This window comes from Micromonospora radicis, from assembly GCF_003583405.1.
Taxonomy (GTDB): Bacteria; Actinomycetota; Actinomycetes; order Mycobacteriales; family Micromonosporaceae; genus Micromonospora; species Micromonospora radicis.
This window is the reverse complement of sequence record NZ_QXEC01000007.1, coordinates 36,891-52,148: the sequence shown is the minus strand read 5'-3', so window position 1 is coordinate 52,148 and position 15,258 is coordinate 36,891. Positions and strand designations below refer to the sequence as shown.

Sequence of the window (15,258 nt, the reverse complement as noted above, 5' to 3'; positions counted from 1 at the left end):
AGAACGATGACGAGGTGCCCTTCCCCGCACCTGGTCGCCACCGCGGTCCTCGCCGTGCTCGTCACCGCCCTGGCCGCCGGCCCCGCCGCCCTCGCGGCACCGGCCGCCGGCCCTGCGGTCGGTGTGGCACCGGCCGCCGGCCCCTCGGTCGGTGTGGCACCGGCCCCCAGCCCCTCACCGCCGGACGCCGGCTTCACCTGGGCGGTGCAACCGTCCGGCCCCTCCGGTCCCACCGGCCGCAGCTACTTCGTCTACGACGCCGAACCCGGCCAACGCATCGAGGACCGGGTCGCCGTCACCAACCTCGGCAGCAGCGCGATGACCTTCGCCGTTTACGGCGCCGACGCCTTCACCACCACCGACGGCGGTTTCGCCCTGCACCCGGCCAGCCGACCACCGGTCGACGTCGGCGCGTGGACCACCTTCGCCGAACGGACCTACCGGGTGCCCGCCGGGAAGCAGGTGATCGTGCCGTTCCAGCTCACCGTGCCGGCCAACGCCACCCCCGGTGACCACGCCGGGGGCGTGGTCGCCTCGATCGCCCAGCTCCGGTCCACCGACAGCGGCGGGCAGGTCAACCTCGACCGGCGGGTCGCCGCCCGGATCTACCTGCGGGTGGCCGGACCGGTCCGTCCCGGCCTCCAGGTCGAGGCGATGCGGATCGGCTACGACAATCCGCTCAACCCGTTCGGCACCGGTCCGGTCGTGGTCAGCTACCGCCTGCGCAACAGCGGCAACACCCGGCTGACCGGTACCACCCAGGTACGCCTCAACGGGCCGTTCGGCCTCCGGCTGGCCCGCACCGAGCCGGTCACCGTGCCCGAGGTGCTGCCCGGCGCGGCGATCACCATCACCGAACAGGTCAACGGCGTCGTTCCGGCCGGCCGGCTCGCCGCCGACGTGGTCGTCGACCCCGCCACCCCGGACCGGATGCTGCCCACGGTGACCCGCACCGCCACCGTCTGGGCCGTGCCGTGGGTGTGGACCGCCGTCCTGCTCACCGCCGTCGGTTGGCTGCTCGCCAGCCGGTTGCGGGCCCGCCGCCGTGCGGAACCGGCCGACACGTGAGGCCGCTGACGTACGCCGTCGCGCTGGTCGCCGGGCTGGCCCTGACCGGCGCCCCGGCCCCGGATCCCCGCGTCGGGCTGGACCGGTCCGAGGCGAAGCCGGGCGAGCGGGTGCTGGTGCGGCTCACCGGTTGGCCCGCCGGCACCGTGGTCATCGAGCTGTGCGACGCCGGTACGCCGCCGCGCTGCGCGGTGGACACCTCGGCGCAGATCCACCTGCCCGGTACCGGCAGCGGTGGCGCCCCGCTGACCGTGGCCGCCCCACCCGGCGGCTGCCCCTGCCGGGTGCGGGTGACCACGTTGGACACCCGGCTGTCGGCGGGTGCTGCGCTGGTCGTCACCGGCGCACGCCCGACGGCCGTCGGCGCCGCCGCGCCGACGGCGATCCGCCCGGTGGTCATCGCCGATGCGCAGCTCGAACGCGACGACGGGTGGGCGGCGTACTTCGGTCTCGCCAGCCGGCGGACCCTGGTGCTGCGCCTGCGCAACGAGCAGGCGGCACCGGCGCCGGTGTCCTGGTCGTTCAGCGTCGGCCGCGGCCCGGAGCCGACCGGATTCGTCGTCCCACCCGTCCCGCCCGACCTCGGCGCCGGTGAGGAACGCGAGGTCCGGATCCCGGTGGCGCTGCCCGCACCCGCCCTCGGTGCGTACCAGATCCACGGCGAGATCGTCACCGCCGGTACGTCGAGCCGGGTCACCGCCAGCACCGAGCACCAACCCTGGGGCCTGGCCGGGCTGCTCGGCCTGGTGGCAGCGGTGCTGGCGGCGACAGAGGTACGCCGGCACCGTGCCCGGTCGGCCCCACACTGACCGCAAGCAGCAGGCCAAGCGCTGAGTCATCCGCCCGACGGGCGTCGGCACCCGGTGCCGGCGCCCGCCGTCGCGTCCGCCCGGACGTTCACCCCGCCCGGGTGGCCCGCCGTCGTACGCGCCGGCCCCCGCGCCGGTCGACTTCGCCGTGTCGCCGGTCCGGTTCTGGCGTGTCGGACCCTGTCGTCACAGAATGTTGACCCATGGATGACGGTGAGCGATTGTCGGGGGTGGTGATCCGCATCCGGCGCGGCGACGACCCGGTCGGCGTGGTGACCGACCACGACGCCGCCGAGCGGGCCGCCAGCTACCCGACCCTGCGGATCGGGGCCCCGTCGTTCGGCTACGCGGTGGACCTCGGCGGCGGGCGATGGCGCATTCACGACCTGGCCGAGGACACGCCGCAGGCCGCCCGGGACGCGCTGGCCCACCGGTTGCGCGAGCAACTCGCCGCCGGCGTCGGCGCGGACCTGGCCGCCGAGCTGGCGGCGGTCGGCCGGGTGCTCGACTGGAAGAAGGTCGACGAGGTGACGGTCGGCGGCCGCCGCCACCGCGTGATCCGGGCCGACACGTTCACCCGGTTCGGCCCGGACGGTCCGGAGCCACCCCGACCCACCGACCCCGACCCGCGGCAGGCCGACATCTGTGACGACTTCCTCGGCGGTACCGACCTGATCGCCGATCCCGGCGCACCCACCGGTGTGGGGGCCGCCCTACTGAAGATCGAGCTGCTGCCCGCCCACTATCCCCGCGCGCGGGTGCCGGTGGACGTGCGAGCCGACAGCGTCGCCGCCGTCAGCTCCCATCCCAACGGGGTCGTGCTGCCCACCCGGTACGCGGTGGCCGAGCAGGTGGCCGGTGGCTGGCAACCGTCGAGTCGGGCGGTGGCGACCCCACAGCAGGCCCGTGACCTGATCCTGTTCGACTTCCGGTGGCTGGTGCCGCGGATCGCCAACCCGACCGAGCGGGAGGCCGCCGAGTACCGGCGGGCCGCCGACGAACTGGAGGCGACCCGGGCCGACGAGGTGAATGTGCTCGGACGCCGGTTCCGGGTCATCCGCATCGAGACGCTCCTGCGCTTCTGCGCCGACGGGCCCGAGCCTCCACGTCCCTCCGATCCGGATCCGGAGCCGCCGCCCGAGGCGCACTTCGCGCAACTGCGCGCCGAGGGCCGGCTGCCCGACCTGGACATCGACTGATCCCTGACCGGCCGCGTCTCAGCCGGGCCGGTGCGCCGACGTCCACCCCTGGCGGTGTAGCCGTTCCACCCCGTCCAGCAGCAGGTCCAGCGCGAACTCGAACTCGAACTGGTCGTCGCAGCCCGGCCCCACCACCGACCCGTCATCGTGGGCCGCGGCGCGGGCGATCTCCGCGAGGTGCGGGAAGCGGGCCGCCATCTCGGGTGGCATGTCGGCGGAGGGCTGATCCGCGGCGGCGCCGGAGCGACCGGTGTCCCGGGCGGTGTCGAAGAGTTCCTGGCTGAAGCCGAGAACCCGACTGCCCATCGCGTGCATGACGTGGTGGGCGAGGTCGGCCGAGAAGCCGCCGGCCCGCAGTGTCCCGACCACCGAGTCGAGATAGGCGAGCAGGCCCGGGGTCGCCATGTTCCGGGACTCGACGGCGAGCGGTGCCCAGGGATGCCGGCGCAGCGCCTGCCGCGCGGAGAGGATCCGGCCGCGTACCGACTGCTTCCAGCCGGCGCCCGGTGCCGGTGGATCGATCTCGGCGACCACCAGATCGATCATCGCGTCGAGCAGCTCGTCCTTGTTGGACACGTGTTTGTAGAGGGCCATCGGCGCCACGCCGAGGTCCTGGGCGAGGTTGCGCATGCTGAGTGACTCGATGCCGGCCGCGTCGGCGAGCGCGACGGCGGCGCGCAGGATCCGATCCCTGCTCAGCGGCGTCCGGCGCAGCGTCTCGGCCTGGTCAACCATTCGCGTCCTCGTTCGTCCGGTATCGCGGAGAACCATATCCGGCTTGACGGGTGTACGGCGTACACCTATCGTTCTCGATATCAGGTGTACGCCGTACACCAGGGAAGGGGAGTGGGCATGAGAGCGATCGTCCAGGACCGGTACGGCCCACCGGAGACGCTGCGGCTCGCGGACGTCGACGTGCCGGTACCCGGCTCCGAAGAGGTGCTCGTGCGCATCGAGGCCGCCGCGCTCAACGCCTATGACTGGCACGTCATGCGCGGTGACCCGCGGCTGGCGCGGCTGAGCCTGGGGTGGTCCAGGCCCCGGGCCCGCATCCGTGGCCGCGACTTCGCCGGCCGGGTCACCGCCGTCGGCACCCAGGTGCGGCAGATCCGCCCGGGCGACGCCGTCTTCGGCGACCTTGGTGACGCCAACGGTGCGTTCGCCGAGTACGCCTGCCTCCCCGAACACCTGGTCGCACCGGCACCGGCGAACCTGACCCCGCGGCAGGCCGCCGCCCTGCCGCTGGCCGGCGTCACCGCCCTGATGGGACTGTCCGACCTCGGGCAGGTCGAGCCCGGCCAGCGGGTCCTCGTCAACGGGGCCTCCGGCGGGGTCGGCACCCTGGCCGTCCAACTGGCCAAGGCCCTCGGCGCGACGGTGACCGGGGTCTGCCGCACCCGCAACGTCGACCTGGTCCGCTCCCTCGGCGCCGACCAGGTGGTCGACTACACCCGGACCGACTTCACCCGCCACGCGGGCCGCCACGACCTCGTCCTCGACCTGGTCGGCAACCGCTCGATCACCGCGCTGCGGCGGTCTCTGACCCCGACCGGCACACTGGTGCTCTCCGGGGGTGGCGTCTACCGCGGCGGTAGCCTCGTCGGACCCGTCTGGCTCCTCACGCGCGGCCGGCTGCTGGCGCCGCTGGTCCGGCAGCGCATCGCCATCCTGACCGCCACGCCCAGCCGCCCGCACCTCGACCGGCTCCGGGCCCACGCCGAGGCCGGCCGCCTCACCCCGGTCGTCGACCGGACCTACCCGCTCGACGAGGTGCCGCAGGCCATCCGCTACCTCGAAGCAGAGCACGCCCGGGCCAAGGTGGTCATCACCGTGTGACGACAAAGCGAATGGCAGGAAGATGGTGCTCTTCCTGCCACTCCCAACATATAGCACATACGGGGTCTTGCGGCAAGACCCCGGTGATGCCGCAGAATCTCCGCCCGGAGCCAGTACCTGCGCAAACAGGGCATTGGCGGAAGCAGACCTCGGCGAAACGGGTGGCAGATGTTCGATGTGATCATCGTGGGTGGCGGACCGACGGGCCTGCTGCTGGCAGGGGAGTTGCGACTGCACGGGGTGGGCGTGCTCGTGCTGGAGAAGGAGACCGAACCACCCCGGTACGTTCGCGCGCTCGGCCTGCACGTACGCAGCATCGAGGTGCTGGACCAGCGTGGCCTGCTGGAACGGTTCGCCGCACACGGCCGGCAGTACCCCGCCGGAGGCTTCTTCGCCGGCATCGAGAAGCCGGCGCCCGACCGGCTGGACACCGCCCACCCGTACGTCCTCGGCATCCCACAGCCCACCACCGACCGCCTGCTCGCCGAGTGGGCCGCCGAACTCGGCGCCGAGATCCGGCGCGGCTGCGCACTGGTCGGGCTGACCCAGGACCAGCAGGGCGTGACCGCCGAACTGGCCGACGGCACCCGGCTGGCCGGCCGGTACCTGATCGGCTGTGACGGCGGCCGCAGCACGGTCCGCAAGCTGATCGGCGTCGGTTTCCCCGGCGAACCCAGCCGCGTCGAGACGCTACTGGGCGAGATGGCGGTGGACGTGCCGCCGCAGACCGTGGCCGAGGTGGTCACCGAGGTCCGCAAGACCCAGAAGCGGTTCGGCCTCGGACCCGTCGGCGACGGGATGTACCGGGTCGTCGTACCGGCGGCAGGGCTCGCCACCGACCGCGACGTCCCGCCGACCCTGGCGGAGTTCCGCCAGCAACTGCGCACGTACGCCGGCACCGACTTCGGCGTGCACTCACCGCGCTGGCTGTCCCGCTTCGGCGACGCCACCCGGCTGGCCGAACGCTACCGGGTCGACCGGGTGCTGCTGGCCGGCGACGCCGCGCACATCCACCCGCCCACCGGCGGCCAGGGCCTCAACCTCGGCCTCCAGGACGCGTTCAACCTCGGCTGGAAACTCGCCGCCGAGGTGAACGGCTGGGCACCACAGGGGCTGCTGGACAGCTACCACACCGAACGGCACCCGGTCGCCGCCGACGTACTGGACAACACCCGCGCCCAGATGGAACTGCTCTCCACCGAACCGGGGCCGCAGGCGGTACGCCGACTGCTGACGCAGCTGCTGGACTTCGACGAGGTCAACCGCTACCTGACCGAGAAGATCACCGCGATCGGCGTCCGCTACGACTTCGGCACCGGCCACCGGCTGCTCGGCCGGCGGATGCGGGACGTGCGACTGCGCGGCGGGCGCCTCTACCAGCTGACCCACGCCGGCCGGGGACTACTGCTCGACCAGACCGGCCGGCTCTCCGTGGCGGGCTGGGCGGACCGCGTCGACCACGTCGTCGACGCCAGCGCGGAACTGGACGTACCCGCCGTACTGCTGCGACCCGACGGCCACGTGGCGTGGGTCGGCGACGACCAGCAGGAGCTGCTGGGCCACCTGCCCCGCTGGTTCGGCACCGCCGGGTAGCCCCGCCCGAGCGGGCGGAGCGGGATGGCGAGTATCGCCCCGGTCAGTGATGTTCGACCCGTTTTGCCGGTGGTGGCCCGGGTATCGCCCTGGCATCTGGTCGTCGTGTTCCAGGAGGTACCGGCAGCGATGGAAACCCGCAATCCCGCCAAGGCGGTCAAGGACGTGGTGGAGTCGGCGGCGGAGAAGGTGGCCGACGTGCTCAGCCCCGACGTGCCCGGCGCGCCGGGCAGCGCCCCACCGGCGGTCGGGGAACCGACCACCCCGCACGGTCCACTGCCACCCAAACCGGAGCAGGGATCACCACAGACCCGTACGCCGACCGGCGCCCGCACCGGGGCGCCGGCCACGGCGACGGGGCAACAGGGTGACTTCCTCACCACCTCGCAGGGCGCCCGGCTGCGCGACACCGACCACGCACTGAAGGCGGGCCCACGCGGACCGGTCCTGCTCCAGGACCACCACCTGCGCGAGAAGATCACCCACTTCGACCACGAACGCATCCCCGAGCGGGTCGTGCACGCCCGGGGAGCCGGCGCGCACGGCGTGTTCACCGGGTACGGCACCGCCGAGAACGTCACCCGGGCCGCCTTCCTGGCCAAGGGCCGCGAGACGGAGGTCTTCGTCCGCTTCTCCACCGTGCTCGGCTCGCGGGGATCGGCCGACACGGTCCGGGACACCCGTGGCTTCGCCACCAAGTTCTACACCGACGAGGGCACCTTCGACCTGGTCGCCAACAACATGCCGGTCTTCTTCATCCAGGACGCCATCAAGTTCCCCGACATCATCCACGCGGCCAAGCCGCACCCGGATCGGGAGATCCCGCAGGCCCAGAGCGCCCACGACACGTTCTGGGACTTCGTCTCGCTGCACACCGAGGCGCAACACCACACCATGTGGAACATGTCGGACCGGGGCATCCCGCGCTCGTACCGGACCATGGAGGGCTTCGGCGTCCACACCTTCCGCCTGGTCAACGCGGCGGGGGAGACGGCGCTGGCGAAGTTCCACTGGAAGCCCAAGCTGGGCGTGCACTCCCTGGTCTGGGAGGAGGCGCAGCTGCTCGGCGGCATCGACCCGGACTTCCACCGCCGTGACCTCTACGACGCCATCGAGGCCGGCGCGTTCCCCGAGTGGGAACTCGGCATCCAGGTGTTGCCCGACACCCCGGAGGAGACGTTCGCCGGCATCGACCTGCTCGACCCGACGAAGATCGTGCCGGAGGAGCTGGCGCCGGTACAGCCGGTCGGCCGGTTGGTCCTCAACCGCACCCCGTCGAACTTCTTCGCCGAGACCGAGCAGGTCGCCTTCCACGTCGGTCACCTGCCGCCGGGCATCGACGTCACCAACGACCCGCTGTTGCAGGGCCGGCTCTTCTCGTACGTCGACACGCAGTTGACCCGGCTGGGCGGACCGAACTTCTCGCAGATCCCGATCAACCGGCCGCACGCCCCGGTCAACGACATGCTGCGCGACGGCTTCCACCAGCACGCGGTGCACGCCGGAGTGGCACCGTACCGGCCGAACTCGCTCGACGGCGGCAACCCCTTCCCGGCCGGCGACGACGACCACCCGTTCGTCGACGTACCGGTGCAGGTGACCGCGGCGCCGAAGATCCGGCAGAACCCGGCCTCCTTCGACGACCACTTCAGTCAGGCCCGGCTGTTCTGGCTGAGCATGTCCCCGGTCGAGCGGGAGCACATCATCCGCGCCTACACCTTCGAACTGGGCAAGTGCTACCACCAGGCGATCAAGGAACGTCAGCTGCGGTGCCTGGCCAACATCGACCCGGTGCTCTGCGCCGAGGTCGCCACCGGCCTGGGACTGCCCGCACCGGAACCGACCCTGCCGTTGGCGGAGGTCACGCCCAGCCCGGCGCTGTCCCAGGTCGGCCGGCAGTGGCCGGGCGACGGCCGGCTGGTCGGCATCGTGGTGGATTCCGACGCCGACCTCGACACCGTCGGCCAGGTACGCCGGGCCGTGTTCGCCGCCGACATGGTGCCGTTGCTGATCGCCCCGCACGGCGGCCGGCTGGGCGACCTGCCGGTGCAGCGCACCTTCGCCACCGGCCGGTCGGTCGAACTGGACGCGGTCCTGCTCGCCACGGCGCCGGTCCCCGCGCCGGACGCGCTGCCGGCCCGCGACGCCAGGGCCGACGCCCCGGGCGCCACCACGGTCGACCCGCGGGTGCTGCTGCTGGTGCAGGAATGTTGGCGGCACGCAAAGCCGATCGGCGCCTGGGACACCGGTGTCGCCGTGCTGGACCGGGCCGGGGTCAGCGGAACGCCGGGTGTCGTCACCGGCGACACCGCCGCCGACGTCTTCGTCGGCGTGCAGCAGTTGATGGCCCAGCACCGGGTCTGGGAGAGGTTCCCCGCCCCGGTGGGCTGACCCGTCGTGGCCCCGGCGGTCCTGCCGTGGCCCCGGCGAGTCTGGCGCGAACCGATGTGGAGGCTGCCCGGCGCGCGACCGGCCGGGCAGCCTCAGCCGTCCTCGGCGCCGTCGAGCAACGCCTGGCGCAGGGCGAGCCGATGCTCGCGGCGGATCTGCGCCTCCCGGTAGCGGCGCCGGTCGCCGTCGGTCTCGGGCAGCAGCGGCGGCACCGGTCGGGGTTGGCCGTCGTCGTCGACGGCGACCATCACCAGATGGGCGGTGGCCACGTCGGTCGGCGGCACCGCCCGGTCCCACCGGTCGGCGGTGACCTTGACGGCGACCTCCATCGAGCTGCGTCCCGCCCAGGTGATCCGGGCGTCGACGTGGACCACGTCACCGACGCGCACCGCCCGCAGGAAGGCCGTCTCGTCGATGGCGGCGGTGACCGCCGGCCCGTCGGAGTGCCGGGCGGCGACCACCCCGGCCACTGAGTCGATCAGGTTCAGGATCCGGCCGCCGTGGACCGTGCCCATCAGGTTGGTGTGGTGCTGGTCCATGATCTGCGACAGGGTCAGGTGTGACGCCGACGGGGGTCGGCCGGTGAGGGTGCTGGTGTCGTACATGGCTCATCCGTCCTCGGGAAGCACACCGTCGAACCCACCGGCGCGCACGTCGAGGACGCGCACCAACGGCGCGTCACCCGTACGACCCGCCCGCGCGGTCGACGGCAGCGCACACACCGCGTGTGCGCGGCGCGGGCAGGTCTTCGGACTCGCGGGCGCGACCGGCCTTCACCGGTCTCCTACTGGCCGTCGCTTCCCGGACCTCGCGGTCCAGTGCTCGGTTGACGGCGGTCGTTCCCACTCACCGCTGCGGGGCAGTCCCGGAGTCACACCGGGTTCCCTCTTACGACGCCCGGCCGATGCTCGGCCGGGCGAACCAGCGCCGCCGACACCGTATCCCGGACGGGGCGCTCCACCCGCCACCCCGGTACCGGTTGTGAGCCACCTCCCTCACCGGGGTGCCACGCCACCCCCGCCTGGCGCGGCGCGTCGGGTGCCGACCCGGACGCTTCGGGCGGCCGCGGCGTGCGGGAGCGAACCGTCGGCCATCCCGTCGCCGACGGTCCGCTCCCGGCACGCCGCAGCCGGCGGGATCCGCCTCCCGCGTACGCGGTGGGTCCACCCGCCGGTGGCCCGCAGCACCGGGCGCGGGTGGCTTGTGCCACTGAGCTGCACAAGCCACCCGTCCGGCCGTTTGCCACCTCCCTCGGCCGGCTCGCACCGGCCGCGACAAACGGAGTTCAGGTGCGTTGGTGACGCGATCGCTCACCGCCGCGCGGGCAGCCGTCCGGACGCCACCGACCAGGACGGCTCGTCGGCGGCGACGTCGAGCAACAGTTCGGTCACGTGGTCGGCCAGGTCGACGCCGTGTCCGAGCGGATCCGGCAAGGCCTCCTCGAAGACCACCGCGACGGTGTCCGGCCGGCGCACCGCGGCGACGAAGTCCTGCACCAGCAGCCAACTGTCGAAGTCCAGGTAGAACGAGCCGGCCCCACCGTGCCCGCAGCGGCGGGTGGCGGACCCGGTGCTTCGTCGCGACAGCGCGACGAAGCACCGCCGGGGGATGCCGTGCGTCGCTCGCCACCGCGCCAACCGCAGCAGGTAACCGCCGTCGCGCTCGCCCGGCCTGGCGACGGGAACCTGGTCGGCGGGGAACGAGACCCGGGCCCGCCCGAGGACCAGCTGGCCGACGGTCAGCCGGGGCCAGCGGTGCGGGTGCTCGGCGACCTCCGGTGCCCGGCCGAGCGGCGAACCCGGCGGCGTCTCACCGGACAACACGGCGAGCAGCCGCGACAGCGGAGGAAGCCGGGACCCGGTCAGCAGTCCGGTGTGCACCACGCGTACCGGCTGTCGGCGGCTGCGGGAGCGCAGCGCCAGCAGGCCCGACCGGTCGTCCAGGTGCACGTCCAGGTCGGCGACGGGCAGCCGGGCGGTGTCGGCCAGCACCAGCGGCGGTTCCCCGGACACCGGTACGCCGAGCCACCGGCCCCGGCCGCCCACCTGGCGCCCACCCGCCGACGGGTCCGGCACGCCGATCGTCCGCCGGACGCCGGCCAATCGGTCCGACCGGGCCCGCATCGCACCGAACCCGGGGTGCAGGGCGTTCACCACGGCCTGCAGGTAGCCGCTGGGCGTGTGGGTGATCTGCAGACCGGCGCAGAGCGACCGCAGCGGGGGTACCCAGTCGGGATATCGGGCGGTGGTGGCCCGCAGCACGCCCACCTCGACGCAGACGCCCGTACCCACCGGGGCGTCGACAGCGGGGGCAGCCTCCCCGCCCACCCCCGCTGTCGACGCCGGTGTCCCGGCGGCATGCTCCGCCGCCGGGTGTGGGGACAACGCGGCGAGGGCGCTGTCCACCACCTGTCCCAGTTGCCGCACCGACGGCCACACGCTGTCCCGGGTACTGCGGTAGAGCGTCGGGTCCGACCAGTCGGCCAGTTCCGCGGCGTCGCCGGCGATCCGCTGGTACTCGCGGTAGAACTCCGGCACGGGCAGCGGGCCGCGGGCGCGGATCCGCGCGCCGAACAGTTCGGTGAGGATCAGCCGCGCCGGCAGCGTCGGCGCGAACGGCGCGAGCCAGCCGCGGAGCGCGTCGAGGTCGGCCGCCACTGGCGCCCACCAGCGGGTACCGCAGGTGGCCAGCGGTGGCGGGGGTGGCCTGCGGTCGCGGATGGTGCGGACGGTCGGCGCGCTGATCCGGGTCGCGCCGGAGCCACCCGGTGCGCTGCCGACCGACCGGCGTGCGCCGGCCAGCAGCCGGACCCGGCGGTCGTGGTACTCGGCGACGTCGTCGCCGGTGCGTCGCGGCCCGGGGTGCGCCACCACCGGTGGCCCGTACCGCACCCAGGCCACCGGGCCGCTGGTGGGGAACACACCACCCGGGTCGGTCTGCGCCGCGGCAAGGCTGAGCCGGCGGACCAGGTCACGGAGCGTACGCTCGCCCGGTGTCCGGTCCGGGTCGGCGAGCCAGCCGGCGAGGTCGGCGGCGAGGGCCGGATCGCCACGGTCGAGGGCGAGCCGGAACACCGGATCGGCGGCCAGTTCCCGAACCGCGAGAAGCCGGTCGACCCGCTCGTCGGCCAGCAGCCCGTCGACGAACTCCGCGGCCGGCGTCCCGGCGGCCTGCCGGCCGCCCGCCAACGTCTCGTCCAGCAACCGGGCCAGCGGCTCGGAACGGAGCCGAGCCAGCGCGCCGACGGGCAGGCAGGAACGGTTCAGCACCGTCAGCTCCGGATCCCAGCGTGTCATCGCAGCCCCACCCGGTGGGCCGACGCGACGTCCGCGGTGGGCGTGTCCCGAGCCGCCTCACCTGGGGCTTCTTCGCGCATGAACACCTCGACAGCCGCCGTCCGAACAGGTCGCCGATCTGGCGGCCGATGGTACGGTGGCCGGCGTATCAACCGTGCACATTCGACGTACAACTGAACCCGTCCTTCAGGCCAGGCCGTCGGCTGGAGTGAGGCATGTATCTCCGCTTCGACCTTCTCGGCCCGTTGTCGGTGTCCCGGGCCGGCCAGCCAGTCGATCTCGGCTCCGCCAAGCAACGGCTGCTGCTCGCCCTCCTGCTCAGCCGCCCGGGCGAGGCGGTCCCGACCGACGAACTGGTGAACACGCTCTGGGGTGACCAGCCGCCCGCGTCCGCCGGCGCCAACATCCGCACCTACGTACGCGGACTGCGGCAGGCCCTCGACTGCGCCGGACGGATCGTCACCACCAGCGGGGGATACCTGCTCTGCGTGCAGCCCGACGAACGGGACCTCGACCGCTTCGACGCCGCGGTCGCGCGCGGACGCGACGCCCTGGCCGATGGCGACCCCGAACTGGCCGAGACCGAACTGGCCGAGGCGCTGGCCCTGTGGCGCGGGCCGGCGCTGGCCGGACTACCGCTGCCACGCGCGTTGTCCCGCTGGGTAGACCGGCTGGCCGAGCGGCGTCTGCTGGCCGAGGAGGACCACGCCGCCGCGAAACTGGCGCTCGGCGCCGGCGCCCAGGTGATTCCCCGGCTACGTGCCCTGCTCGAACGCCATCCGCTGCGGCAGCGCGCCTGGGCGCACCTGATGACCGGGCTCTACCACAGCGGCGACGTGGCCGGGGCGACAGCGGCGTTCCGGCAGGCCCGGCAGATCCTCGCCGAGGAGACCGGGATGGACCCGGGGCCGGAACTGACCCGCCTGCACGACGACATCCTGCACCACCGATGTCCCCGCGCGGCAGCGGCACCGCACGCCCCGGCCGCCGCGCCCCGCACCCGCCCGGCCCAGCTGCCACTGGCCACACCGAACTTCGTCGGCCGGCGAGCCCAGCTCACCCGCCTCGACGTGGCCGTCGGCGCCCCCGACGGCGAGCCGACCTCGGTGGTCATCACGGTGGTCTGCGGGATGGCCGGCATCGGCAAGACGGCGCTGGCGCTGCACTGGGCGCACCGGGTCGCCGACCGCTTCCCCGACGGCCAGCTCTACGTCAACCTGCGCGGCTACGACGACGGCGAGACCGTCTCCCCGGCCGACGCCCTGCTCGGCTTCCTCGAGGCGCTCGACGTGCCACCGGCCCGCATGCCGAGCAGCACCGACGCCCGGACCGGTCTCTACCGCAGCCTGCTGGCGAACCGGAAGATGCTCATCCTGCTCGACAACGCCCGCGACGCCGAGCAGGTGCGACCGCTGCTGCCGGGCGCCGGCCGGTGTGTCGTCGTGGTCACCAGCCGCGACCAGCTCAGCCACCTGGTCGCCGCCGAAGGCGCCCGGCTGCTGACCCTCGACGTGCTGACCGACACCGAGTCGATGCACCTGCTGCACAGTCGGGTCGACGGGCAACGGCTCGACGCCGAGCCCGCCGCCGTGGCCGAGATGATCGAAGCCTCCGGCCGGCTACCGCTGGCCCTGTCGATCGTGGCGGCGCGGGTGGCCACCCGGCCCCGCTTCCCGCTCGACGCGATCGCCGCCGAGCTGAGGACACCGGAGACCCGGCTGGAGGTACTGGCCGACGGCGACGTGCGGCGGGTGTTCTCCTGGTCGTACGAGGCGCTGAGCCCGGACGCGGCCCGCCTGTTCCGGCTGCTCGGCCTGCACCCGGGGCCGGAGTTGAGCGGCGCCGCCGCCGCGGCGTTGCTCGGCTGGCCGCGTGCCGCGGTGACGGTGCTGCTCAAGGAACTGACCCGGCTGCACCTGCTGACCGAGCACCAACCCGACCGGTACGCCTTCCACGACCTGCTGCGCTCCTACGCCGCCGAGTTGGCGCAACGCTCCGAACAGGCCGGCGACCGGCGCCGAGCCCACCGCCGGATGTACGACCACTACCTGCACAGCGCCTACCCGGCCGGGCGGCTGGTCCAGCCCCAGTGGCCGCCGGTGGCCGTGTTGCCGCCGCTCGGCGGCAACGTCCACGTGCCGATGGCCGACCAGGACGCCGCGCTGGCCTGGTTCGCGACGGAACGACAGGTCCTGCTGCGGGTGATCCGGCAGGCCAACGCGACCGGTTTCGACGCGTACGCCTGTCAGCTCGCCTGGGCCCTGACCACCTTCCTGGCACCGCGCGGATTCTGGCAGGACCAGTTGACCGCGCAGCAGGTGGCGCTCGAATCGGCCGAACGCCTCGGCGAGCCGGCGGCACAGGCCAGCGCCAACCGGCTGCTCGGTCGGGCCGCGTACCGGCTGGGCAAGTACGACACGGCCGGCGCCCACCTCCAACGGGCGATCGAGCTGTACGAGCAGATCGGTGACCGGGCCGGCCTGGCGCAGACCCTGCACAACTACACCGAGCACTGTTTCGTGCTCGGCCGACGCGACGAGGCGTTACGGCACGCCCGGGAGACGCTGCGGCTGCACCGCGCGGCCGGCAACCGGGCGGGCGAGGGGCGGGCGCTGAACGCGATCGGGTACCTGCACGCGGTCCAGGGTGACTATCCGCAGGCCATCGCCGACTGTACGGCGGCGCTCAACCAGCAGCGGCTCATCGACGACCACAACGGCCAGGCGGCCACCCTGGACAGCCTCGGGTTCGCCTACCACGGGCTGGGCGACCACGACCGGGCGGTCTCCTGCTACGAGCAGTCCGTCGAGCTGTTCCGGGCCTCCGCCGACCGCTACCACCAGGCGGAGACCCTCATCGGCCTCGGCACCGTCCGGGCCGCGACCGGGAACACCAACGCGGCGGCGGCCGCCTGGCGGCTGGCCGCGTTGATCTACGACGAACTGGGTGATCCCGCCGCCGCCGACGCCCGCCGCCGGATCGCGGAACTCGGCCCCGCCCCGGGCCGGTCGGCGCCCGCGGAGCCGCCCGGAGTCGTACGGTGACAACGCCGCACCGACTATCGGC

General features: G+C 73.6%; 10 protein-coding genes and 1 riboswitch. Of the genes, 7 read left to right on the top strand and 3 right to left on the bottom strand.

Annotation, left to right across the window (positions count from 1 at the left end):
* The first annotated feature begins 6 nt into the window (after window positions 1-6).
* From D2L64_RS09600 to D2L64_RS09590, 3 genes are all read left to right on the top strand, one after another.
* On the top strand, window positions 7-1,068 hold the full coding sequence (locus D2L64_RS09600) for a WxL protein peptidoglycan domain-containing protein (RefSeq protein WP_119574543.1): 1,062 nt from the start codon (window positions 7-9) through the stop codon (window positions 1,066-1,068).
* Window positions 1,065-1,877, top strand: a complete 813-nt coding sequence (locus D2L64_RS09595) for a hypothetical protein (RefSeq protein ID WP_119574541.1) — start codon at window positions 1,065-1,067, stop codon at window positions 1,875-1,877. Before D2L64_RS09600 ends, D2L64_RS09595 begins: the two co-directional genes overlap by 4 nt.
* 203 nt (window positions 1,878-2,080) lie before the next feature.
* Window positions 2,081-3,076: a DUF5954 family protein gene (locus D2L64_RS09590; protein WP_233558878.1), complete on the top strand. Its 996-nt coding sequence runs from the start codon at window positions 2,081-2,083 to the stop codon at window positions 3,074-3,076.
* Window positions 3,077-3,094: 18 nt separating this feature from the next.
* Here the strand turns inward: D2L64_RS09590 and D2L64_RS09585 are convergent, their stop codons facing one another.
* The gene (locus D2L64_RS09585; protein WP_119574537.1) at window positions 3,095-3,811 is read right to left on the bottom strand and encodes a TetR/AcrR family transcriptional regulator; all 717 of its coding nucleotides are present in this window, start codon (window positions 3,809-3,811) and stop codon (window positions 3,095-3,097) included.
* A gap of 117 nt (window positions 3,812-3,928) precedes the next feature.
* Between D2L64_RS09585 and D2L64_RS09580 the strand changes: the two genes are divergently transcribed.
* The 3 genes from D2L64_RS09580 to D2L64_RS09570 all read left to right on the top strand — a co-directional run bounded on the left by D2L64_RS09580 (window position 3,929) and on the right by D2L64_RS09570 (window position 8,896).
* Window positions 3,929-4,912, top strand: a complete 984-nt coding sequence (locus tag D2L64_RS09580; protein WP_119574773.1) for an NAD(P)-dependent alcohol dehydrogenase — start codon at window positions 3,929-3,931, stop codon at window positions 4,910-4,912.
* A 168-nt stretch (window positions 4,913-5,080) separates the two neighbouring features.
* Window positions 5,081-6,505 (top strand): rifampin monooxygenase, encoded by a 1,425-nt coding sequence (gene rox / locus D2L64_RS09575; RefSeq protein ID WP_119574535.1) that lies wholly within the window; start codon window positions 5,081-5,083, stop codon window positions 6,503-6,505.
* Window positions 6,506-6,634: 129 nt separating this feature from the next.
* Entirely contained in the window at window positions 6,635-8,896 is a 2,262-nt protein-coding gene (locus tag D2L64_RS09570; protein WP_119574771.1) for a catalase, read from the top strand.
* A gap of 92 nt (window positions 8,897-8,988) precedes the next feature.
* Here the strand turns inward: D2L64_RS09570 and D2L64_RS09565 are convergent, their stop codons facing one another.
* Window positions 8,989-9,501 carry an acyl-CoA thioesterase gene (locus D2L64_RS09565; RefSeq protein WP_119574533.1) on the bottom strand — a complete coding sequence of 171 codons (513 nt, stop codon included), beginning with the start codon at window positions 9,499-9,501 and terminating at the stop codon, window positions 8,989-8,991.
* A 117-nt stretch (window positions 9,502-9,618) separates the two neighbouring features.
* Window positions 9,619-9,837, bottom strand: a riboswitch (cobalamin riboswitch).
* A 369-nt stretch (window positions 9,838-10,206) separates the two neighbouring features.
* Window positions 10,207-12,192 carry a lantibiotic dehydratase gene (locus tag D2L64_RS09560; protein ID WP_119574531.1) on the bottom strand — a complete coding sequence of 662 codons (1,986 nt, stop codon included), beginning with the start codon at window positions 12,190-12,192 and terminating at the stop codon, window positions 10,207-10,209.
* Window positions 12,193-12,407: 215 nt separating this feature from the next.
* On the opposite strand from D2L64_RS09560, the gene D2L64_RS09555 reads away from it, so the two are divergent.
* Window positions 12,408-15,236 (top strand): AfsR/SARP family transcriptional regulator, encoded by a 2,829-nt coding sequence (locus D2L64_RS09555; protein WP_119574529.1) that lies wholly within the window; start codon window positions 12,408-12,410, stop codon window positions 15,234-15,236.
* Window positions 15,237-15,258 lie beyond the last annotated feature (22 nt).